Here is a 23,942-nt window from a genome sequence, read left to right as displayed (position 1 = left end):
TAATTACAACAAATAAACAGCGGACTCATTGTAACATAAATTCGCTAAATTGTAGCCGTTTTATTTAAAAACAAGATTATATTTTTCTCATTTTTGCTTCAATTCATGAACATACGTTTTATTTGTGAGAATAATTTGGGTCATATTTATCTGTTTCAATGTATATATACATCTTCTTGTCAGGAAGAGACTGGCGCATATTTTTTTCAATATCATTGATGATCGAATACGTTTCATTTTCTTTGTTTCCAACAATATCTGCTTTTGCAGCGACTAAAATTTCCGTTGGACTTAAATGAACGGTTTTGATATCAATTAGCCGACTGATCTCAGGTCGTTCAAAGGCTAACTTGATTTTTGATAAATCGCTTGCTGTCACACTTTCACCAATGATCAGACTATAAAATTCTTTTGCTAGGAAAATCGCAGCTCCCATCAGTAAGAAACCGATCATTAATCCGCTGATAGCATCAAATGCAGCGATCCCGGTTGTATAAGTCAAGATTGTTCCCGCTAAAGCCAAGACCAAACCGATTACAGCACACAAGTCTTCCGTAAATATAATCAGTATTTCACTATGTCGACTTTCGCGCAAAAAGCGCATCGTGGAAAGATTTTCAGTATTCAATTCTTTGATTTCCTTCATTGCGACACGCAAAGAACTTCCTTCGATTACCAAACCAAATAACAAAATGGCAATGACAATGATTGGATTACCAACTTCATGGGATGGATGCGTCAATTTTTCAAAAGCTTCCATCACCCCTAGTGCTCCCCCACCGAAGAAAAGCATCATTGCGACGATCGTACTAAAAAAGTATTTTGCTCGACCTTCACCAAATTGATGCAAGTCGCTCTGACCTTTATTAGCTTGTTTATCGCCAAATAGCAGCAAAATCTGATTACTACAATCAACGATACTATGGATGCTTTCATTCAGCATGGCGGCACTGCCACTGATTGCATAGCCGACAAATTTGCTGATAGCAACTAGAATATTAGCCCCTAGAGCAGCAATTACGGAAAACATTCCGCTTTTTTTAAAATTTTCCATATTCTTTTCCTTCTTTCATCAAGTGAACTGACTAAAGAGTAGCAATATCCGCCCTTTAACAGTTTTTATGAAACTTATAATTTAGATAAATTGAAAATGACCGATTGTCCATTGTTCAATTCGATCTCTTTTGCCCCAGTAGTAGCACTTTTCCCATCCACAGTAAACATCCAATAGGTTTGATTCTTTTCATCCTGAGAATGCCCTTCAAGCGAAGTGATGAAGCCATCATTTTCCTCGACTTCAAAATTTTGTTTCAAAATAGTCAGTAAAGTTTCTCCTTTTTTGAAAGACACTTCTTTTTTCAAAAAGTTTTGACCATTTTCTTGTAACGTGATCGTTGCTTTTTGCGATGTTTTTACTTCCTCCTTTTGGTTTGAAGTCGATGGTGTTTTGGTTGTACTACAACTTGTCAACATGAGTACACTGACACTCATTGCAAGCAGACTATAAATTATTTTTTTCATTTTTTCCTCCTGAATGATTGTAAAAACGTTTGACGACTGGCAGAAAAATAAGGAAGAACACAACATTACCTATACTGTGCATCGGATCAAACGACACCCCTTGAAGGTAATAGACCCAAGGTTGAGGTAAATGATAGAACAGCGTATCGAAAACAGTCATCCCTATTCCATAAACTATACCTGCTAGAAAAAAGCAGGTTCCTTTTAACCAGAGACTCCTTTGAATTGTTCTTCTCGAGTAGAAAATTGAAAACAACGCCAGAACGACGGTATAGCTGAGCCACTGACCGATGACCCATGGACCCACACCAAAATAAAAACTGCTGATTGCGATAGAAAGACTCATGACAATTAGCGCATCTTTCAAGCTTAAGTAAAGTACTATAAATAAAAAAATAGCAGTCATTGGCTGGAAATTCGGAATAAATTGAAAAGCGATCCTACCTGCTACACAAGCAGCAGACAATAAGCTAAGCTGGGCGATTTTATTTGTGGTCATTCTTGATGTAACTCCTCCTTCACCAGCAGATGATTCACGTTCATTCAGTACATACAGAAAAGACTTGTGACAATTATTCTGGATAACTGCCGCAAGTCCTTTGGAACAGAATTATCTGAATGACCTCTGGTAATCCAACTTATCCAATCAGGACTTTCTCACCATTAACGGAACCAAGAATTCGTAATTGATAAAGAAATCAATGACGGATCGTGGGTAATCTCCAGATGAGATCGACAAGACCGTTTGATCTTTTTCGTTTGTTGCTATCGTTAAAGACTGTCCTTTATCTAATCGTACTTGATAAGTAGTTTCGTTGATCTTTTCCATATCATAGGAGGGATTTTTCATCGCCACGATAAAAATATCATCCAATACTTCATTCGTCAATTCAAATTCGCTCTGAAGGTTCAAACGAAGTGGCTTCGTATTGTCTAGTAGTGTCTGATTAACTGTAAAACCAAGCATTCTAGCATGGGCTAATAATTGATTCAATTTGTGATTGAAGATCGTAATCTGTCCTGCTGAGAATACTCGATCAACTGACCAGTATCGGATCAAAGAAAGCACTCGATCATCCTGGACATCGATTTCCATCGTCTCTGGTGATACATTTAGAAGACTCATCGATTCCACTTGGTATCGTTGATCGATGGTCGGTAATACAAAGGAAAAGACTAATTCGTTTTGTCCATTCAACGTATAATTGATAGAGAAATGTCTTGTTTTCCATGTGTCATAAGCTGAATTTGATCGTTCCAGACCAATATCATTCAACGGTTTCAGTAATTCATATGTGAAATATTCGATCAGACTTGTTTTTCCAATCGTTGAGATCGGTTCTTCATTCAATATAAAGCGGTCATATGATTCTAATAATTCGGGAAAATCTGATTCAATCAAATATTTTCTCATACGTAAATCCGCTAATTCTGCTTCCGCTGTTTCAATCAAACTGACGATATCTTGATAATCTTGCTCTTTTCCTTCTAAATATCCGGGATTTTCAGATACTTCATAAGCATGGGTGTTTTCTGAAGTATCCGTATTTGTCGGAGTTACTTTTTCTTTTTCATGGATTTTTGTTTCTTCTGGCATAAGGACTTCTTCTGTGTCATCCAGTGGCTTACTGGTTTGTTCCTCTAATGAAGTGTTCGTTTCTTCATGATCTTCTGTCTGTGATTCATTTTTTGTCCATTCTGCTTCATCGTGTTCATTCATACTCGGAACCTCCTTCATTAGATTGATTATTAGGATTTTCATTACCAAGATAATTCATCAAGAATTCATGGATTGCTTGACCAAACCCCTCTTTGCTACCGAAATAGCGACTGATTTGCCGTTGCTCTTTTTCTACGATGGCTGCGCGAAGTTGGTCCGCTCTTGCTTCTTGTTTCAATGCTTCTTTTTGCTGTTGGATTGTTTCAGGTGTCTCGATATAAGGAAGCCAGCCTAATTTTTCATTAGATAGCACTTGCTTCTTCTTCTCTAATTCTTGAATTTCTTCCTCGATTTTCTTACGATTCAAGAATCCTTTATTATCGTCCAAATCAGTCATCTGCCGATTGATTTCTTTTATCTGTTCGTCTAAACGTTCGATCTCTGTCTGAGCTGTGATCACCTTTGCGTCTAGCTCATTGATTTTTTTGTCATAGTCCGTTGTCTCCGGTTGGGAATATTTCTCCCACTCTTCATCGATCTTAGGCAAAACAAAAATTTCTGGCAAACTTGCATCGATACCAATTGTAGGGCGATCATGGTAATAAGTGCCGATTTTGTAATAGCTCATCGTTGGTGAGATGCTTTCTACTTGTTCCATAAAAGGAAATTCTTGCAAAAAACGATCATGGATCTTACGCATCAGCAATTGGTCAATCTCGTGATTTTCATTTGAGCTTCGTTTTAATTCTTCGTTCAATCTGCCGTTGTACAAACGGTAGATCTCAGGAATATCTTCTTCGCGGACAGCTTTTTCAAAAGCTTGTAAATCTTCTAATAATTGGGAAAGATTCATGCTTGCTTTTTCTTTGATATCATAAAAAGAAGACGATTCTTTTGCTGTATCCTGATTCGTGCTCGTCTCCTCTAGTTCGCCTTGCTCGTAATTTGTGTTTGTATCTGGCTCTTTCATACTACTTGCCTCCTCTTACTCATCTGATTTTCACTTATTAATACTTCAATAGTACCATTTTCTGTAAAAAATTGTTATAAAAAAGAGCGGGCAATGCTCCATAAAACAGGCTGCACCAAAATTTGGCACAGCCTTTTTTTCGATCAACTAGTCTTTGATATCTGATTCATCTGATAGGACAGAATCGAATACAATGACTTTTATCATATTCTTTTATTTACTAGGCAGATCTCTTGTTGTGAAATGAATGCGCTGATGGTCATCACGAGTTAGTTGCGTTTCTTCGTTTAAATAAGTAAACGTCAATTGTTCTAATTCGGGATCTTCAAGCATTTTTTCATAACCGGTAAAAATCGAACGGATATAGTGTTTATATGCGTTTTTCTTTTTCTGTCTTTTTTTCATGTAGCACCTTCCTTATCAAAAACTATCATACCAATGAATAACTATCTAGACAAGTTGGTTTAAATCATTTTCTTTGTTTTTTTGAGGAATTTTACTCTTCCAGTTGACGAATCCAAAAAAAAATGAAAAAATGCTTTAGTACTTAAGGAGGGAACCCAGTGAAAAAAATTGGTTTTGATTCAGAGAAATATATTGAAGAGCAGTCCGCGTATATTTTGGAACGAGTGAACCACTATGATAAATTATATTTGGAATTTGGTGGAAAGCTAGTGGATGACAAACATGCAAAACGTGTACTTCCAGGATTTGAAGAAGATGCGAAAATCAAATTGCTACAAAAATTAAAAGATCAGGCTGAAATACTGATTTGCGTCTATGCCGGAGACATTGAACGTAATAAGATCCGCGGTGATTATGGGATTACTTATGATATGGATATCTTGCGACTGATTGATGAATTACGCGGTTATGGATTATTGATCAACAGTGTCGTTATCACTCGCTATAGCGGCCAGCCTGCCACGAAAGTCTTTATCAATAAACTAGAAAGACGAAATATCAAAGTCTATAAACATTCAGAAATCGAAGACTATCCAGTCAACGTAGAAAAAATCGTTTCAGAAGATGGGTTTGGGAAAAACGAATACATTGAAACAGCTAAACCAATCGTTGTAGTGACAGCTCCTGGACCAGGAAGCGGAAAACTCGCTACTTGTTTGAACCAACTGTATCATGAAAGCCAAAAAGGACATGCAGCTGGTTACTCCAAGTTCGAAACTTTTCCAGTATGGAACGTTCCGTTGAAACATCCATTGAACATTGCCTATGAAGCAGCCACAGTCGATTTGAAGGATGTCAATATGATTGATTCCTTCCACTTTGACGCCTACAATAAAGTAGCTGTAAATTATAATCGAGATGTTGAAACCTTCCCTGTAATCAAACGTATTATTGAAAAAATTACTGGTAAAGAATCTGTTTATCAATCTCCTACTGACATGGGTGTGAATCGTGTAGGATTTGGTATCGTGGATGATGCGGTTGTCCAAGAAGCTTCTAAACAAGAAATCATCCGCCGCTATTTCCAAACAGAGTGTGACTTCAAAAAAGGATTGATTGACGAAGAAGCAGTTAATCGAATCAAACTGATTATGGAAGAAGTCGGATTACGCCCTGAAGACCGAAACGTTGTCGTTCCTGCCCATGATTATGCAGATAAAATTCAAGCACAAAGTCCTACAAAAGATCCTTCTGCTGTGATTGCCATCGAATTACCAGATGAAATCATTATTACTGGACGTACAAGCTCATTGATGGATGCGTCAGCGGCAGTCATCTTAAATGCAGTAAAACATTTAGCGCATATTGCAGATGACATTCCTTTATTATCACCATTAATTCTTGAAACAATACAAGGATTGAAGTCAAAGACACTTCATTCCTCTTTGGATGCACTAAGCATCAATGAGGTTTTGATCGCTTTATCAATCAGTGCAGTAACGAATCCAATCGCTCAAGTTGCTTATGATAAACTAGCTGAACTTGAGGGAGCACAAGCCCACTCCACTGTGATGGTCAATAAAAATGATGAACAAACATTGAAAAAACTAGGAATCGATATTACTTGCGCACCTGTTTACCCTTCAGAAAATCTATACTACCAATAAAAAAAACTCACTTATAAAGGTTGAAAACGAAACTATTAGCATTAGCTTAAACAATAGTTTCGTTTTTTTATAGCCATTACTAAGTGGATACACTTCTTGTCCCTTCTTGAGGGATATTCAGTTTGAAAGAAAAAACAAGAATAGGATAAATTTTATTTCTCATACTTTCACTTACTTTCCCTCTCTATTTGAAATACGAAAAAACAATGGAACATCAGTTTTTTTAGCGTCTTTTATCTGTTTTTTTAATTTATTTTGGTTGCTTTGTATTCTAATGGAAAATGAATGCGTTTTACTCTAAAAAAGTAATGAAAATTTCACTAAAGATTAGTATTTTATTTACAAAACAGGTAAAATAAAACGGAATTTGGAATAGGAGTGATTATTTGAGTTATTTATTAGGTATTATTGGTTTATTTGTCACATTAGGTCTTGCTTATTTGATCAGTAGCAACAAAAAAGCAATCAAATTGAAACCACTAATTGTGATGTTCGTTTTACAGATTGTTCTTGGTTTCGTATTATTACGTACAACTTTTGGTACAGCGGTTGTTTCTGTATTGGCAAAAATGTTTGATCATCTTCTTGCTTTTGCTGGGCAGGGTGTTGACTTTGTTTTTGCCGGTGTAGCAAATAAAGGAAGTGCACCTTTCTTTCTTTCCGTATTGATGCCAATCGTATTTATTTCTGCTATTATCGGGATTTTACGTTACATCAAAATTCTTCCATTGTTTATGAAAGCCGTTGGTCTTGGGTTAAGTAAAATCAACGGAATGGGCAAATTAGAATCCTACAATGGAGTAGCTTCTGCTATTTTAGGGCAATCGGAAGTATTTATTTCCATAAAGAAGGAATTACCTTTCTTATCTGAGAAACGTTTATTCACCATGAGTGTCTCGGCTATGTCTACAGTGTCTATGTCAATCGTCGGATCTTATATGGCACTAATCGATTCTAAATATGTGATCACTGCCCTTGTTTTGAATTTATTTGGCGGATATATTCTGGCTTCGATTGTGAATCCCTATGTATTAGAAGAAAAAGAAGACGAACTAATTATTGAAGAAAACAAAGAACAGACCTTTTTCCAAATGTTGGGAGAATACATTCTTGATGGTTTCCATGTGGCAATCACGGTTGCTGCTATGCTTATCGGATTCGTTGCCTTGATTGCCATGATCAATGCTATCTTTCACGGGATATTCGGTATTACTTTCCAAGAGATCTTAGGTTATATCTTTGCCCCCCTTGCCTTCATCAGTGGAATCCCATGGAAAGAAGCAGTGGATGCTGGTAGTATCATGGCGACTAAATTGGTTACAAATGAATTTGTTGCTATGACAGAATTAGCTAACGGTCATTTCCATTTTACTGAACGCACAACAGCGATCATATCTGTTTTCCTTGTTTCATTTGCCAACTTCTCTTCTATCGGGATCATTTCTGGCGCGATGAAGGGATTAAATGAAGAAAAAGGAAATCTTGTCGCAAAACACGGATTGAAAATTTTGCTAACAGCGACTTTAGTCAGCTTTTTAAGTGCTATTGTGACTGGATTACTGGTATAATAAACAAAAAAAGCGACGTTGCTTTCAAAAGCTTTGGAAATATTTCCAAAGCTTTTTCAGTTGCTCAAATATCAAAGGAGAAATGATGATGAATTATTGCTATGTGTTTATCGGACCTTCTGGTTCTGGGAAAACTTCACTCGCAGAAGCTGTTTTTCAGCCCGAACAAAAGATCATTACTTACACGAATCGATCACCAAGACCTGGAGAAAAAGATCAAGAGGATTATTATTTTGTATCTGACGATGCATTCAATCAAATGATCAAGCGAGACGAGTTTGCAGAGTGGGATCAATATGCTCAACATAAATATGGTTCCAGCAAAGCAGAGATTACCAAAAAACTGAAGGAAGGAAATTGTTATGCCGTTTTGACGGCAAATGGTTTTTGGCATTTATACGAGTATTTTGGCACGGTAGTCCGTCCGATCTTTATTACGATTTCTAAAGAAACATTACAATCGCGCCTGAAAAAGCGTGGAGATTCACCCGAACAGATTTTGGCCAGAATGGCAGTTTATGCGAAAGACTTAGCTCAACTGGAACGGTTGACAGCTATTCCCACACTTTTAGTCGTATCAAACGATGGAGCGTTCCAAGAAGCAGTAGATAAAATAAAAAAAGGATTATTGATAGAAACAGATTAGCTAAATAGCCATAAGATAAGCTGAGAGGCCGCGACAAAAATGGTGTCACGACCTCTCGATGAACGGTGTTTCAGAAGTAGCTTCTTCGAAAATTATTTCTTGAAGCTCACCACTACTGTCCCAATCTCTTAGCAATCAGCTAGTTGTTTTTTCATATTATTAAGTCTTCATCCTTGTGAAGATGCTTTTATACTCACTTGATTATTTTTTGATACGCTTTTCTTTCACCATGTTCAAAAGGGAATTCAATCATTCCTTGATAAGTGAATCCAGCAGAATAGATGGTCTTTTCCATCGGTTCATTAGCTGGATAAGTATCGATACGGACATCTTGAATATCTTTGCTGGCTGCAATCGTCAACAAATGTTCTAAGAACGGTTTTGCTAGTTTTTTTCCTCGAGTACTTTCTGCTAAAGCAACACGATGAATCGATAAATAAGGACCAGTTGATTCTTTCCAACTACCATCTATTTTTGTGTAAACGGGATCCACGCCTGAGACTAATGCAGCTGTTCCAACAATTTGATCTTCGACTATTAATACATAACTTTCTTTTCTTTCAATATCGTTCAAAATCGTTTCTTTTGTTGGTTTCTGCCCGTTCTGCCATTGGGGAGAGCCTTGCGAAGCAATAAATTCCGCTGCAGCATCAATAATTTTTACCACTTCTTCTACTTCTTCTTTTCTTGCTAGCCGAATATACACATCCAGTTACCTCTTTTCTGTTTCTTTTTCATTTATATTCTCTAATTTTTGAATCACTTCATACAGTTCAGGAACTTTTGAATAACTTCTAAGCCAATTTTTTGGATGATCCAGTAGTTGACTGATAAGTTCCAAATGATGCATTAGGGACCATTTTTTCAATACTCCGAGTCCTGGAAATTTTTGTTGCTGGTAGAGAGCCAGTAATTCAATCATTCCTGATGTGATTAAGAGCTGATGATGGTGACGCATGATCCATTTTTTCATTTTATCTCCTGCTTCAAGAAACTTCAATGCTTGATCTTTAGCGGAATCATTACTGTCAGAGACAAAATGCTTTACGCGGATATTACCGTAAGCATCGATATACGTTAGATGGATAGCAAGCGCTCGGCTAGGAAACCCTTTATCGAAATAACGGCTGCCTTCGATCGTGAAATCAGAAAATCCACTATATCCGTCTTCGTGGAAAAAAAGATAGTCATCACTAAAAAAATCGTCTGCTTTATCTGTATAACTTTCAACATGCTTTCTCGTTCGAAAAGAGTCACGGATCACAATTTTATTTTCGGGCAGCCAGATGCGAAAGCGACTAGCATCTGGTATCAAGAATTTCGAATCGACTCCTGCCAGCTGTTTCCACACCTCTGCGTCTTTTGGATAGTGTTGTCCATCGAATACAAGAAATGTTGGAGGTGAATCCAGTACGTCGTTAAGATTTTCTGGCGTTAAAATCTGTGCAGAGACGACAGAGCTATGTTCCTTGACTGTCCAACTGTGCACATGCTGATCGAATAATTTGAATTGTCCTACTTGGGGATTTTGGATTACAGCGATTGGATGGTGCTTTTTTTGAAATAATTCGATCACGTTTTTAAGCGTAGCGGAATCACGTACTGGTTCGATTACCGGTTGGATTTTATTGGAGAGCAATCCTCGCGACAATGCTTCTTTTAATGCTAATAGGTCAAATTGTTTTCCTCTTAAATAAGGATAGTACATATTTTTCACTCCAATGGCTCTGTGGGCAACCGCCGGATCTGCTGTTGTTGCCTTAAGTATTCATAATCATGTTGAAGCGCAGCAACTTCTTCTTGCAACTCATTGATTGCCTGACTAGCTATTTCTTCTAAAAATCGTTCATAGTATCGTTCGTTAGAAAAGGGATCTTGGTTTTCTGAACGTCTTTTCAATTCTTTGTACAATTGATCTGTTGGAAAATATTTTACGCCTCGCTCCATTTGCTTTGCTTTTCTTACTTCTCTGAATAAAGAAGCCATAAAACGGTTTGTCAAAGCTTCTTCCGGTACAGCAAGCTCCTTCTTTGCTGCTTTTTTCGCAATCATAAATGTACCAGATGCAGGCATTTCCTCTTCGATCGTGTACGGGCGATATACTAGTACACCTATTCCTGTAGGGATCTCTGTTTTCACTTCTTCATATAGTTTACTTGGCAAAACAAAATAATTATAATGCCCGACAAATGACAGTTTGGCTGTAGAACGAAAATCTGCTTTTGTCACTTTCAGCTCATAGCATCGCCATTCTCGGCTGCCATCAAATTTTGTCAAGCAGCTAAGCGTATCTACAATTCCTTGGTCATCAGGCATCGTGACTTCTTCTACGACTAAGCCGCCCTGCTCGATGCAATATTGGTATAATGAGGATTCTATTTCGATGGTTAGCGGGGTCTTCATGTTTTTACCTCCGAACATATTTTCGTCTTACATTTTACATGAAATGATTTTAAAATACTAGACAGAATACACAAGAAACAAAAATAGAAATGATGCTTGTCACGTTAGCACCATTTCTATTTTTCAGATTGACTGATGGACGGAACGTTTTTCTAAATACTGTTGCACTTTTTCGATCCCGATACAAATGATCCAATAAATCAGTGCAACTAAAATATAGAGAGAAAAATAGTCGAATGTCCGACCACCTATGATCTTTGCTTTTTGAAATATTTCTGGCACTGTGATCGTTGCCGCTAATGAGGTACCTTTCACTAAATCCATAGCTACGTTACTGAGTGCCGGTACCGAGATTCGAAAGGCTTGCGGTAAAACGATATATTTCAATACCCCAAAGAAAGAAAAACCAGAAGCTAAACCAGCGTCCCACTGACCTGAAGAAACGCCTGCTAGTGATCCTCGATAGATTTCACCAATAAATGCACTGCTGGTAATCGTGAAGCAGATGACTGAAGCCGTTAAGGCACTTAATTGATAAGGTAACCCGAAATATAACAAGAACAGCAAGACTAGTGCGGGAATACCTCTAAAGAACGATAAATAAAAACGAATAAATACATTCAGAGGTAGCCAATCCAAAAGACCTAGAACTGTCAAAAGCAACCCTACCAAGTTTCCTAAAACAAAAGACACGAAGCCGATCCCTAATGTGTATACCAAGCCTTGCAGTACGAAAGGAAGTGAAGTCCACATGAGGGAAAAATCAATGAGAGGAAAGTACATCAATCACTCACCGACTCAGTCATCGTTTCTTTCGGTTTGACTGAAACATCAGTTTGAAAATATTTTTCAGATATTTTCTTTGTCGTCCCATCTTCTTTCATCTCTTTTAATACGCCATCGATTTTCTTTTTCAAAGCATCATTTCCTTCTTTCAATAAAAAACCACTTTCGTTTTCATTGAAATAAACGTTCTCCAAGATTTTTACGGGGATATCTGGTAAAGCAGATACGGCCATTTTCTGCAAATAATAATCATTTAGAATAACGTCTGTTCGACCGTTTGCTACATCGCTTAAATATTGATCATTCGTGGCGTTATCGTAAGTAACTAATTTAGCTCCGTGTTTTTCCGCTAAACGCATATAGCTAGTATTGGGTTCGCCAGCTGCTTTTTTTCCTTTAAGATCATCAAGTGAGTGGATTCCTGAATCATCTTTTTTTCGTACGATCATACTGTCAAATGAATATTTGAAAGGCTCTGAAAGGGAGAATTTTTTTTCTCTTTCTTTTGTGATACCAAAATCGTTCGCAGCAAAATCTGATTCTCCTTTTGAAACAGAAGTGATTTGTCCATCCACATTGTATTCTTTAAAGGAGATTTTGACATTTAAACGTTTGGCTACCTCTTTCGCCAAGTCTACGTCATAACCAACTAATTCATTTTGATCATTATAATAAGAAGCGGGAAATAGTGTGCCAGAAGTTGCTACTACCAATTCTTTCTTTTTTTCCACATTACTCCAGCTGTGATCTTCTTGGTTAGCGGCAGCTGTACCACAAGCGCTTAAAATAAAAAAGACGCTAGTTATTAGAGCAAACAATCTTTTTTTCTTCATTTTTTCTTCTCCTTGTTTCTGCTATTTCCATGGATTTGGTAAATGGAACTGGTGACTTGCTTCAAATAGATAGCCGATTTGAAGCAGCAAATCTTCTCTTCCTCTGGCGGACATAAATTGAATCCCGAGAGGCATGTTTTCTTTTGTCAAATGAGTAGGCAAGCTGATTGCTGGTTGTCCAGTCAGATTAGCCAATTGTGTATAAGGTGTGATCTTCAAGCTTTCCTCAAACATAGAAGAAACAACTTCTAAAGCTTGTACTTCAGAACAATCATGGATGTGTTCCATCTGTGCTCTTATCGTATCACTTTGCAAATCTTCGCTGATTTTAGGGGCAGTAAATGCAGTCGTTGGTGAAAGGAATAAATCATATTCTTGATGCAAGTGTTCCATGACAATTGCTGCTTCATCCCATACATGCAGAGAATCAATGTAAGTAGCGGCAGAAAGTTTCTGACCATATTGGAACAAAGTCCAAGAGATCGGCTCAAGTTCTTCTTTTCTGACAGTTCGCTGGATGCCTGCTTCAATCGAGTGGATCATTGCTGCTGTCTCTGCGCCATTCATCTGATAATAAGACCTAATCAGTTTACGACCATCTAGTGGGTAAGGAATCTCCGTCAAATCATGTCCTTCTTTTTCAAGGAAATCTACAGCTTTTTTTACAGCAAGTACTGCCTCTTCACTAATCTGTGAGTGGATCGGTGAATCAACACAAAAAGCTATCTTCAAATGTTTTTTTCTTGGATGTGTTTGCCACTCAACTGGCGATACTTGATATGGCGCACCGGAATGGATGCTTCTCATCCCATAAAATAAAGCCTCCGTGTCTCTCATAGAAACCGTCAAACCGAAATCAATAGCAGCTCCTTGCCATCCTCGCCAAGCATATGGACCAACTGGCATCGTCCCTCGCGAAGGTTTCAGCCCAATCAATCCGCAAAACGAAGCGGGTATTCTAATAGAACCACCACCGTCACTAGCGCCAGCTAAAGGAACGATTCCCGCTGAAACTGCAGCAGCAGCGCCTCCACTTGATCCGCCAGGTGTACATTCAAGGTTCCAGGGGTTTCTTGCTGGGCCATAGATGACGGGGTCTGTAATATTTTTGAAACCAAACTCTGGCGCATTGGTTTGTCCAAAAGGAACTAGCCCTATCGCTTCTGCTTGCTGTACATAATTGGATGTATGAGAAGCTCGATGTGTTTCAAATAAACGAGATCCTGAAGTAGCTAGCCATCCCTTTTTTTCTTGACCGAGCATTTTTAAAGGGAATGGAATACCTGCCAATGGTCCTTTTTCTGACTGGGGAATCAATCGTTCAGTGGAACTATTCTCGAATGGTTCAAGTGCAACAAACGCATTCAATTCATGATTTTGTTTTTTTATTTTTTTCTGTACATCATCAGCTAATTCTTGAAAACTAAATTCTTTTTCTTTAAGTCCTTTCGCTAATTCTGTTGCATCTTTCATAGTATCCTCCTTTTTGCCCCTGTTATTTTCCCACAAGTTCGTCTAACATACAATGAGTACGCTTGCACATGAATGAACAGACGAGTGTTTTTTATAAAAAAAGACGAAGATCAATCATGACCTTCGTCTTTTTGCTATGAAATGTTGCGTAATTTGCCTTTAAATTCGTCAATTGACGTATATCCTTTTTCTGACATAATCTGCGTTAATTCTTTTATGATTCTAGAAAAAATTTCCGGCCCTTCTTTATGAAGCTCTGTACCAATCTGTAACATGCTTGCGCCACATAGCAGATGTTCAAATGCATCTTGTCCTGTCCGAATCCCACCTGTACCAATGATTTGGATTTCTGGTTTCAAACGCGTATAAAAAGCGCGGACATTTGCTAAAGCGGTCGGCTTGATATACTCTCCCCCAATGCCGCCGAACCCTTCTTTTGGTTTGATGACCACTGCTTCTTTGTCTGTATCGATATACAACCCGTTACCCACACTGTTGATAGCATTGACATATGTCAACGGGAACTGATTCAAGATATCTGCCATCTGATCAAAATGAGCAAAATCAAAATAAGGAGGCAATTTGATCCCTAACGGCTTAGAAAAGATGCTGAATACTTCTTTCAATGTTTCATAAGTGGCCTCAAAATCGTAAGCTAGTTGTGGTTTACCAGGCACATTTGGACAAGATAAATTTAGTTCAGTAATCCCCTTGAATCCACTTTTTTCTATTTCCCCAAGCATTTCCAAGTTTTCTTGGACACTCATCCCGGCGATCGAAAAAAATAATGGTTGATTTGGTTTTTTCTGCGCTTTTTCATACGCAAGAGCATACTCTAGATAATAAGAAAAGCCTAAGTTTGGAAGCCCCATAGAATTGATACTGCCTAAAGGAACATCAAAATAACGTGGTTCGGTATTTCCTTTTCGTTCATTGATTGTACAGCTCTTAGTGATAAATGCTCCTGCTTCTGAATGAGCCAGCTCGTCTAATTCCTGGGTAGTCATGCAGTGTACACCAGATGCATTCATAAAAGGGTTAGCAAAGGTATGATTGGCAAAGGTCGTTTCTAAACTCAAGTAAATCGCTCCTTCAAACAAGTTATTTTATCTAGTGTATCATGACTAAAAGAAAAATCAACTCTTGTTTTTCAACGAAATTCTTAATCATCCTGTTCGGTTGATAGTACTTCCCCTGTTTCACTATTGATCTTGACTGATGTACTTTGATTACCATTTTGTACTTTGACTTCCCAATAAGTAGTACCTAGATCTTTATCCAGATCCCAATCTGTTGCTGTACCGCTTCCTACTTTATCGACAGCAATCTTTGCTGCTTCCTCAATTGTAATTAATTTATCAACAGCTAGACCATCTTCTTTTTTCTTTTGACCATTTTGATCCTCTCGATCTAGCGTTTCTGGATTCTCTGTTTCCATTTTTTCATTCTGAGCATCAATTCTTGCTTCATATTCTTTTTGATCATCGACACCTTCTATCTTGTAGAAGTAAGATCCCCAATCACTATCTAGTTCCAAACTAGTAATAGCAGTATCTGGATACTTATCTTTAAACAATTCAATCGCACGAGCTGCAGACACTTTGATAGCTGACTGGCCCATTGCCTCGCTCGAATTCTTTGTTTGGCTAGACGAAGATGTACTTGCGTTTGTTGAGGATTCCGATACCTGAGAAGAGCGTTGTTCACTACTTGAAGATGTATTCCCAGATGTTCCTTGATTGGTGTTTGATTGACAAGCAGCTAAAAACAAAGCCGCAAATAAACTAGTATAAATAACAGTTTTCTTCATTGATTTTATCTCCTTTATTATAAAATAGTATTCTATAAAAGTATAACGAAGAAAAAAATTTCTGTCATGTTTAAAAATTAAAGAACAACGTTATTATTATGAAAATAAAAAAGAAGCTAAGCTTTAGAGACAACCCTAGAAGTTAGACTAAAATCTCACTTCGGGAGCATCATAAAACTTAGCTTCCATTTATTAAATAATTAAATAGCTTTTAAACTGCCTTTTTATATCAATTATGCACGATGCATTGGGATATCATTATTTCCAGGTTGAACAAGCAAATATTGAATTACATCGATATTGCTTGACTCAAATGACGCTGCACAAGCTTGTAAATATAGATCCCACATTCGATAGAAGGAATCCCCCATTTCTTTCGTGACTTGATCTTGGACTTGATGGAAATTTTTTGTCCAATGCTCTAATGTCAATTGATAGTCACGACGCAAACTTTCTAAATCGATCAATTGCAAATCGTTTTTTGTAATATTATCAACTAATTCAGTAACCCCAGGAACATAACCGCCAGGGAAAATATATTTATTGATCCAAGCATTTGTCGCACCGCCTTGTTGTCGACTGATTCCATGGATCAAAGCTGTTCCTTTTGGTTTCAATAAATCTTTTACGACTTTGAAATAACCTTCAAGATTTTCAGAACCTACATGTTCGAACATACCTACACTTGTGATATGATCAAACATTTCGCCTTTTAGTTCACGGTAATCCATTAATAATACACGGCATTTATCTTCTAAATGTTCTTCTTTGATTTTTTTTGTGATCAAATCGTATTGTTCTTCACTTAGAGTAATCCCAGTTGCTTTGACGTTATATTCTTTGGCAGCAGTGAACATCAATGTTCCCCAGCCGCAACCGATATCAAGCAACGTTTCGCCTTCTTTGATAAAGAGTTTGTCTAAAATATGATGGACTTTATTGATTTGTGCTTGTTCCAACGTATCTTCAGGTGTGTTGAAATAGGCACAAGAATAAGTCAAAGTTGGGTCTAGCCAAAGTTTATAAAAGTCGTTACCTAAGTCATAATGCGCATGGATATCTTCTTTGTTTTTTTGTTTTGTATGTTTTTCTTTCTTTGGCAGCCATTTTAGATAATCTTTTCCTCGTAAAAAGCTGTTTGCTTGCTGATAAGCATCGTTGATTAATGCTTGGATACTTCCCTCGATCTCGATTCGATGATCCATATAGGCTTCTCCTAGTGCCAAAGAAGCGTTGCTTGTAATCTCTTTCATTGGGATTTCTTCATGGATATTGATTTTGATTTGGGGAGGAGTGTCCGTATCTCCGTATTGTTTCGTTGTACCGTCCCAATAATTTACTTCGACAGGGAGCGAGAAAGAACGTGAAAATAATTGGTTGTATAAAGTTTTCTCTAACATGATTTTCCTCCTTAAAAAAACTACCCTATTACGTTAATACTAAAAAAGAAAAGAATCAACTAAGAAGTTTAATTTTTTCAGAAATTTTTCAAAAACTACTTTATTTTTCATTTTTTTCACATTCATTGTCGCACAAATCACTTAAACTTGTCATTCGACACGCTTATCTTTGAATTTTGTCTTAGCAAAAACCCATAAAAGCAGCAAGACAGTTATCATTGTTTGGACACTTAGCATCAAGATAAAGTCAAAGTGGATAAACCCTACAACTGCTGCTACCATGGATCCTATCCCCATCACATTCAGCATCAAATTTGCACTCTCTTTGAATGTATGAATGGATGAGAGTTGGCTTTTTCTTGTCATCCACAAGAAAAAGGAAGCACCGAATAAAATGAGACTCGTCATGATAAATAGGACAAGACCAAGACTTAAACTATAAGATAAAATGATTGTTGGACGATTACTGGCATAAAATTCTCTTTCTAAAAATCGTTGGAAATCTTCCGGCGTACGTACAGAATCCGGTTGGAAAGATGGACTATAATTCATCGTATAGCGGCGTATACCAGATTTATCCTTTTGTTGGATCACCCATTGTTCCTTCTCAAAATCAATAAAAGTTCCATGATCGGATTGTTGTTTCTCAGATAAAGACACACCTACCAAAATTTCAGGGGTCACAGCTATCGTTTGTTGCGATGATTGTAACCCAGTTTCAGATAATTCAAGTTCAGAAAATTTTTTGGTTCCTTGTTCATCGATCAACGAATGAACGGATAGAAATTGTTCTAATGGAATCCCTTGGATCTGATTGGCATAAAAAAGAGTCACAGGCATGACCATCAAGGAAACTAAAAATACAAATATCAAGAAAAATTTGGGCCATGATAATAGTTTGCGTCCCGCAAACACTTGAGTTGGCGTACGTAAAGTGGAAAAATAATTTAACGGAAATGTTTGCATGATCCTCTGCTCCTATCCTTTTGTCCCGCCAGATGTCAGGCCGGTAACAAAGTTCTTTTGTAAAAAGAAGAATAATAGACAAATCGGTAAAGCAATCAAAATTGCTCCAGCAGCAAAGAGGGAGACCCTTTGATTTGTCACGTCAGAAATAAATGTTTGCAGGCCGACAGCAACAGTCTGATTTTCAGGTGTTCGGAGCAGGAACTTCGCTAGCATGAAGTCGCCAAAAGGTCCCATGAATGCCCATAATGCTTGAACGGCGAGCATTGGTTTGACAAGAGGTAATACAATCTGGAAAAAAATCCTGAAATGCCCTGCCCCATCAAGTTTAGCAGATTCATCTAAATCTATTGGTACTGTGTCAAAGTATCCTTTCATCAGCCAAGTATTCATTGGAATCCCACCGCCTATATAAATCATCGTCAAGAACCAATACTTATCTAGTGCCTCTAATAAGAAAGCCATGACATAAAAGGCAGTCAATGCTGCCATAGTCGGTACCATCTGAATCACTAAAAAGAACATCAAACTTGATTTGCGTCCGATAAAACGATAACGGCTATACGTATAGCCAGCTAAAGTTACTACAGTTACTTGTACGATCATCGTTAGGACAGAGATGATTAACGTATTTTTATACCACGTCCCGTAAAGTGTTTCACTGAACAGTCGCGTGAAATTCCCTAAAGTCCAGTCGCTTGAAAAATCCAAACTGAAAGCCGCAATGTTTCCTGACTTGAAGGCAGTACTTGCTGTGATCAAAAGTGGATAGATAATAATGACTGATAACAGTAAAAGAAAAAAGTAAGTAAAAAAGTGAGAAAGCCGTTTTTGGAATCGTGCACTCGAATGAAATTTTTTCATTGTTTAATCCCCCATATTGAACGCATTTGTCTTTTTGAACACTAGCAAAGATACGCAGATAACGATGATGGAGATGATCAACGTAATGGCTGAAGCCATAGAATACTGCGGAGAAGTTCCAGTCGTAAGTTTATAAATCCATGAAATCAGGATATCTGTAGAACCAGCTCCTCCACCCACGCTTCCGGGCCCTCCATTGTTAAATAGGTAGATCATAGAAAAATTATTGAAATTCCCAGTATATTGGGTAATAAACGTTGGTGCCGCAACTAGAAATACAGCTGGCAGTGTGATATTTGAGAAACGTTGCCATGCATTTGCTCCATCGATTTTTGCTGCTTCATACAAATCTTCAGAAATCGACTGTAAAATCCCTGTAACCATTACATAGATATAGGGAAATCCTAACCATCCTTGAACTAAGATGATTGCCACTTTAGTCCAGTTCGGGTCCGTTTTCCAAGAGATTGCACTGATATCTACAAATGGAAGCTGGTTTATGAAAGGAATAACTTGAGTATTGATGGCACCTACGCTATCGTTGAATATATTCGAAAAACTCATGATAGTAATAAACGCTGGGACCGCCCACGGTAATAAGAAAATGATACCGAAAATACGTTTAAATTTAATAAATTTTTGGTGAGCAACAACCGCTGTGAGAATACCAAGGGTGATTTGTAAAGTTGTTGCACATAACGTCCAGATTACGGTCCATGAAAAGACTGCAAAAAAAGTATTGCGATATGAACTCAAGAAGAAGATGCTAAAAAAGTTTTTAGCCCCTACCCAATCAATCAAACTGGCTGGTGGAATATGATTAAAGTCATAATTGGTAAATGCAGTAAATAATGTGACTAAGACTGGGAAAATGATGGTAAAAATCATGAGAAGATACGCGGGAAGTGTCAATAGATAAGGAAAACCTTCATCACCTATATTATGTATGACTTCCTTCATCGTTCGATTGATTTTTTTCCCTTCTTTACGCATCCTTGCTACTCGATAGGCGTCTAGAAGATTCAAAGCGTAAAAAATCAAGAAAATGATTGTAATGATGAATTGCAAAGTGCCTTCAATCAAAATAAATAATGAATGATCTTCCATTGGTATACTTCCCAAAGTAACCAATCCTATCAATGCATGAAATCCGCCCAAGAACATCTGACCAATGAATAGGACGAATATTGCGAAAAAAACGATACCTTTAAAAGTTTGGCCATTTACAAACTGCCCCATCCCCGGAATAAGTGAACAAAGCGTGATTTTTTTTTCGTTGATCTGGCTTGTTTTATCTTGCTGCATCTGAATGCCCCCTCTAAACTTGCTAAACCGCAAACTACTTTTAAGATAATGGCAACAAGAACAAGATAATTTTCCATCTCGCTCTTGCCACCTCTATCTGAAGCACCTGTTCCATTTTTTTATAAAAATGGACGGTTATCATTTTAATCAGTATTTTTGTTCTATGGCTTCACTGATTGTTTTCACTGCTTCATCTGCGGATTCTTTTGGTGTTTTTGAACCTGATGCTGCATCGAACATCAAGTTTTCTGCACCTGTCCAAACTTCACCCATTTCTGGGATGTTTGGCATTGCTTGAGCTGTTTCATATTGTTCGATCACAGCTGTTGTTAATTCATCGTTTTTAGCCTTGGCTGTTTCCCGAGCTTGTTGATTTGCAGGGATTTCATTTACCATTTCAAAGAATTTCTCTTGATTCTCCTGATTCGTTACATAATCGAGCCATTTTTGAGAGAGATCTTTATTTTTAGCATAATTGCTGACTACCCATCCTTTTCCTCCGCCAAATGGTTGATAAGGCTGTCCATTGTTTAGAGTAGGAATTTTTGCAACACCATAATTGATATTGTTTTCTTTGTATGTTTGCGCTTGCCATGGGCCGTCAATAATTGCTGCAGTTTTGTTGGACATGAATTGCTGGCTGGCGAAGTCTCCTGCACTTTTTATGTCTTGCATTCCCTTAGGCCAAACATTTTGGAACCAATCTGTTGCATAAGAAATTCCTTCTACAGCACCTGCATTATTCAAACCGATATCAGAAGGATCTGTACCATCATCACCGAATACATAGCCACCGTAACCTGCAATCAAACCATAGGAATAATAAAAGTCAGTCCATTTAGCTAAAAATCCTGTATTTTTTCCTGCTTCTGACTCAAAAGCAAAACGACTGTCTTTGGATAGATTTTCCAAATCTTTAAACGTCGCTGGTGCTGTATCGACTAAATCTTTGTTATAGTACAAAACAAGGGTCTCGATTACTGCAGGTTCTCCATAGATTTTTCCATCATAAGTCACTTGGGCTTTGTCTGTTTCATCGTAAGCTGATTCATTTCCCAGTTTTACTTCCGCCAGATGTCCTTGCTGTCCTAACGCACCGATCCGGTCATATGCTGCCATCATAACGTCAGGTCCCTTTCCAGCAGGCCCATCTAACGCTAATGATTCTAACTGATCGAACATGTCCTTTTCTACCAGCTTGATCTTCACATCGTTTTCTTTTTCGAATGTATCTTTTATTTCGTTTATATAATCTTTATATCCAGAATCAACGGAGACTGTTAACGTTTTCCCTTCTTCCGCTTCCCCTTCTGCTGAAGAATTACCATTGCCACAAGCCGCTAATCCGCCTAAGATTCCTAAAGAGACTAACCCTAAACCTAACTTTTTCGCGCTTCTTTTTTTCATCTTCATTTCCTCCTGTGTATTCAACGTGCTGTTACACCACTATTATAATGGGCACAAATCTTTATTTGCAAACGCTTTCTTACTGTTACCGGTAACAGTTTTCAACACATAATCAAAAATCCGTATTGCTGTATCTCTGCTTTCCCATCTTCTAATAACTGACAATTTTGACTAAGAATAACCTCATTTTCCTGTTCTACTATCCAAGGTTCTGCTGACTGATTGAAGTAAATATGGATAATCTGCCCCTCTAGTTCACGTACAAAATAGAGCTTATCTTCACGATCATTTACTATTAACCATTGGGTAGCCCCTTCAGAAAGAATCTTAGACAACTGTTTCCTAAGAGAAACGAGTTCTTTTATAAAACCAAACAGTTCTAGATCTTGTTTTTCTTTTTCCCAGACCATACATTTTCGACAATCCGGGTCTTCTCCACCAGTCATCCCTACTTCTGTCCCATAATAGATACATGGAGATCCTTTTTGAAGAAACATAAAAGTCATCACAGATTTCATCAATTCCTTGTTCCCATTACAAAGAGTTAAGATCCTTGCAGTATCATGAGAATCTAATAAGTTAAATGTCCCTTCGTTCACCTGATCTCTGTAAAGCATTTGCTGATGATTCATTCCACTGACCATTTGCGAAGCTGTAATTTTCTTTTTTGCAAAATAATCTTTAATTGAATCTGTAAATGCGTAATTCATTACTGCGTGGAATTCATCCCCTTGCAGCCAGGCCTGTGAGGAATGCCAGATCTCTCCCAGGATATAGATATCAGGTTTGATGGCTGTAACTTCTTCTCTAAATTTTTTCCAAAAATGATGATCCACTTCATTAGCAACATCTAGTCGCCATCCATCAATATCGAATTCTTTTATCCAATAGGTGGCAATATCTAATAAATATTTTTGAACCTCTGGATTTGCTGTATTTAGTTTGGGCATGAATGGAGTAAATGCAAAAGTATCATATGGGATATTTTCAGCAGTTTCTGGCACATCAGTCATCTGATAGGAATCTACTGGGAAAAAGCGGATATGGAACCAGTCTTTATAGATTGATTTTTCTCCGTTTTCGAGTACATCTTGCCATTGGGGCGAATGGATTCCCATATGATTGAATACAGCATCAAACATGATACGTATCCCTCTTTTATGTGCTTCATCAATTAAATTTTTTAAAAGTTTTTTATCTCCAAACGCGGGATCGACTTCATAATAGTCGATCGTGTCGTACTTGTGATTGGATGTAGCTTTAAATATGGGACAAAAGTATATTCCGTTGATACCCAGGTCTGTCAAATAATCCAGATGATCCATCACACCTTGTAAATCCCCGCCAAAGAAATCTTCACGATCTGGATCTTTGCTTCCCCAAGCCAAAGTATGATCGGGATCATTTGCTTTATCCCCATTTGCAAATCTTTCAGGAAAAATTTGATACCATACTGTTTCTTTCACCCATTCTGGTACAACGAAGCGATCAATTTGATGGAAATAAGGCATTCGAAAATAAAAATTTGGTTCAGCAATCACATTTTTTCGATAAGGAAAAACACCTTGATCACCATAGAAACAATCCGTGCTGTCTTCTCCAATAACATGGAACGCATATTGTAATCGTCTTGTTTCACTTGTCAATTCAACTTCCCAATAATCATGAACATTTGTACTTAAACACTTTTTCATTGGTCGTTCTTTTTGATACCATTTTTCAGTTGTTATGGTATACGGATCTCCGCTTAACACATATACTTTTTTGATATCATTCTTCCGAGTACGAAGCCGGATACGGAATTTTGTATTCGTATATAGAAATGCATATTCACTTTCCGGTCGATGATAAATTGCAGCTGTGTCCATTGATTTCCTCCTTGCGATTTAATATTACGTCCTCACTATAAGTGATAGAGATAGAAAAGACAACGCTTTCAAAAATGTTATCGGTAACAGTTTTTTTGGCACTTTTCTATTACCTTTTAAGCGAATTCAACAGATAGATCCAAAAACTTTTAAAAGTTTTTGAATCTATTTTCTACCTATTTCGAGTTCTATAATTATCTTAGTTTATCTGTTTCTCTGCTCTCTATATTCGATCCTCCTAATCGAAAAAGTTTTTTAAGAGTTTTTGCTTGATCGAGTGATTTCAGATAAGATGAGTTTCCTAAATTAGCCAAGCCTAATTTTTTTCTTAAACGAAGTTAACTTATAGTGAAAAATAAGTTATAATAAGATAAGAATACTATTAATCAA

General features: G+C 37.4%; 23 protein-coding genes. 3 read left to right on the top strand and 20 right to left on the bottom strand.

Annotated elements, in window-relative coordinates; all coding sequences use genetic code 11:
* Window positions 1-118: 118 nt before the first annotated feature.
* From A5849_RS08295 to A5849_RS08270, 6 genes are all read right to left on the bottom strand, one after another.
* The gene (locus A5849_RS08295) at window positions 119-1,054 is read right to left on the bottom strand and encodes a cation diffusion facilitator family transporter (RefSeq protein WP_002306710.1); all 936 of its coding nucleotides are present in this window, start codon (window positions 1,052-1,054) and stop codon (window positions 119-121) included.
* A gap of 74 nt (window positions 1,055-1,128) precedes the next feature.
* The gene (locus tag A5849_RS08290) at window positions 1,129-1,521 is read right to left on the bottom strand and encodes a DUF4430 domain-containing protein (protein ID WP_002345108.1); all 393 of its coding nucleotides are present in this window, start codon (window positions 1,519-1,521) and stop codon (window positions 1,129-1,131) included.
* A complete protein-coding gene (locus A5849_RS08285; protein WP_086310037.1) occupies window positions 1,502-2,020 on the bottom strand; it encodes a hypothetical protein in 519 nt (172 codons plus the stop codon). Before A5849_RS08285 ends, A5849_RS08290 begins: the two co-directional genes overlap by 20 nt.
* A 147-nt stretch (window positions 2,021-2,167) precedes the next feature.
* On the bottom strand, window positions 2,168-3,241 hold the full coding sequence (locus A5849_RS08280; protein WP_002319942.1) for a hypothetical protein: 1,074 nt from the start codon (window positions 3,239-3,241) through the stop codon (window positions 2,168-2,170).
* Window positions 3,234-4,151 (bottom strand): hypothetical protein, encoded by a 918-nt coding sequence (locus A5849_RS08275; protein WP_002345109.1) that lies wholly within the window; start codon window positions 4,149-4,151, stop codon window positions 3,234-3,236. The genes A5849_RS08280 and A5849_RS08275 overlap by 8 nt, the downstream gene beginning before the upstream one ends.
* A gap of 213 nt (window positions 4,152-4,364) precedes the next feature.
* Window positions 4,365-4,556 carry a hypothetical protein gene (locus tag A5849_RS08270; RefSeq protein ID WP_002290760.1) on the bottom strand — a complete coding sequence of 64 codons (192 nt, stop codon included), beginning with the start codon at window positions 4,554-4,556 and terminating at the stop codon, window positions 4,365-4,367.
* A 158-nt stretch (window positions 4,557-4,714) separates the two neighbouring features.
* On the opposite strand from A5849_RS08270, the gene A5849_RS08265 reads away from it, so the two are divergent.
* The 3 genes from A5849_RS08265 to A5849_RS08255 all read left to right on the top strand — a co-directional run bounded on the left by A5849_RS08265 (window position 4,715) and on the right by A5849_RS08255 (window position 8,437).
* Complete coding sequence (locus tag A5849_RS08265; RefSeq protein ID WP_002345110.1) at window positions 4,715-6,223, top strand: DUF1846 domain-containing protein; 1,509 nt, start codon at window positions 4,715-4,717, stop codon at window positions 6,221-6,223.
* Window positions 6,224-6,609: 386 nt separating this feature from the next.
* Window positions 6,610-7,791, top strand: coding sequence for a NupC/NupG family nucleoside CNT transporter (locus tag A5849_RS08260; protein ID WP_002344239.1), 1,182 nt, complete (start codon window positions 6,610-6,612; stop codon window positions 7,789-7,791).
* Window positions 7,792-7,879: 88 nt separating this feature from the next.
* Window positions 7,880-8,437: a guanylate kinase gene (locus A5849_RS08255; protein WP_025478124.1), complete on the top strand. Its 558-nt coding sequence runs from the start codon at window positions 7,880-7,882 to the stop codon at window positions 8,435-8,437.
* Between the two features lie 193 nt (window positions 8,438-8,630).
* Here the strand turns inward: A5849_RS08255 and A5849_RS08250 are convergent, their stop codons facing one another.
* The 14 genes from A5849_RS08250 to A5849_RS08185 all read right to left on the bottom strand — a co-directional run bounded on the left by A5849_RS08250 (window position 8,631) and on the right by A5849_RS08185 (window position 23,552).
* Window positions 8,631-9,143 (bottom strand): GNAT family N-acetyltransferase, encoded by a 513-nt coding sequence (locus tag A5849_RS08250; protein WP_002345112.1) that lies wholly within the window; start codon window positions 9,141-9,143, stop codon window positions 8,631-8,633.
* Window positions 9,144-9,149: 6 nt separating this feature from the next.
* Window positions 9,150-10,145, bottom strand: coding sequence for a sce7725 family protein (locus A5849_RS08245; protein ID WP_002306695.1), 996 nt, complete (start codon window positions 10,143-10,145; stop codon window positions 9,150-9,152).
* A gap of 5 nt (window positions 10,146-10,150) precedes the next feature.
* Window positions 10,151-10,840: a hypothetical protein gene (locus tag A5849_RS08240; protein WP_002290743.1), complete on the bottom strand. Its 690-nt coding sequence runs from the start codon at window positions 10,838-10,840 to the stop codon at window positions 10,151-10,153.
* 123 nt (window positions 10,841-10,963) lie between these two features.
* A complete protein-coding gene (locus tag A5849_RS08235; RefSeq protein WP_002306693.1) occupies window positions 10,964-11,623 on the bottom strand; it encodes an amino acid ABC transporter permease in 660 nt (219 codons plus the stop codon).
* Window positions 11,623-12,459, bottom strand: a complete 837-nt coding sequence (locus A5849_RS08230; RefSeq protein WP_002306692.1) for a transporter substrate-binding domain-containing protein — start codon at window positions 12,457-12,459, stop codon at window positions 11,623-11,625. The genes A5849_RS08235 and A5849_RS08230 overlap by 1 nt, the downstream gene beginning before the upstream one ends.
* 21 nt (window positions 12,460-12,480) lie before the next feature.
* Window positions 12,481-13,932 (bottom strand): amidase, encoded by a 1,452-nt coding sequence (locus A5849_RS08225; protein WP_002345113.1) that lies wholly within the window; start codon window positions 13,930-13,932, stop codon window positions 12,481-12,483.
* A gap of 134 nt (window positions 13,933-14,066) precedes the next feature.
* Window positions 14,067-15,011 (bottom strand): dihydroorotate oxidase, encoded by a 945-nt coding sequence (locus A5849_RS08220; protein ID WP_086310036.1) that lies wholly within the window; start codon window positions 15,009-15,011, stop codon window positions 14,067-14,069.
* Between the two features lie 83 nt (window positions 15,012-15,094).
* Window positions 15,095-15,742, bottom strand: coding sequence for a PepSY domain-containing protein (locus tag A5849_RS08215; RefSeq protein WP_002335055.1), 648 nt, complete (start codon window positions 15,740-15,742; stop codon window positions 15,095-15,097).
* 233 nt (window positions 15,743-15,975) lie between these two features.
* Complete coding sequence (locus A5849_RS08210; protein ID WP_002309217.1) at window positions 15,976-17,142, bottom strand: cyclopropane-fatty-acyl-phospholipid synthase family protein; 1,167 nt, start codon at window positions 17,140-17,142, stop codon at window positions 15,976-15,978.
* 150 nt (window positions 17,143-17,292) lie between these two features.
* Window positions 17,293-18,108, bottom strand: coding sequence for a maltodextrose utilization protein MalA (locus tag A5849_RS08205; RefSeq protein WP_002309215.1), 816 nt, complete (start codon window positions 18,106-18,108; stop codon window positions 17,293-17,295).
* Window positions 18,109-18,120: 12 nt separating this feature from the next.
* Window positions 18,121-18,972, bottom strand: a complete 852-nt coding sequence (locus tag A5849_RS08200; RefSeq protein WP_002290731.1) for a sugar ABC transporter permease — start codon at window positions 18,970-18,972, stop codon at window positions 18,121-18,123.
* Between the two features lie 3 nt (window positions 18,973-18,975).
* Entirely contained in the window at window positions 18,976-20,277 is a 1,302-nt protein-coding gene (locus A5849_RS08195; protein ID WP_002290728.1) for a carbohydrate ABC transporter permease, read from the bottom strand.
* A 147-nt stretch (window positions 20,278-20,424) separates the two neighbouring features.
* On the bottom strand, window positions 20,425-21,684 hold the full coding sequence (locus A5849_RS08190; RefSeq protein WP_002306680.1) for an extracellular solute-binding protein: 1,260 nt from the start codon (window positions 21,682-21,684) through the stop codon (window positions 20,425-20,427).
* Window positions 21,685-21,785: 101 nt separating this feature from the next.
* Entirely contained in the window at window positions 21,786-23,552 is a 1,767-nt protein-coding gene (locus tag A5849_RS08185) for a glycoside hydrolase family 13 protein (protein ID WP_002309211.1), read from the bottom strand.
* Window positions 23,553-23,942 lie beyond the last annotated feature (390 nt).

Origin of the sequence: Enterococcus sp. 10F3_DIV0382 (assembly GCF_002140245.1) — a bacterium.
Lineage (GTDB): Bacteria > Bacillota > Bacilli > Lactobacillales > Enterococcaceae > Enterococcus_B > Enterococcus_B lactis.
This window is presented reverse-complemented; position numbering and strand designations above follow the sequence as displayed.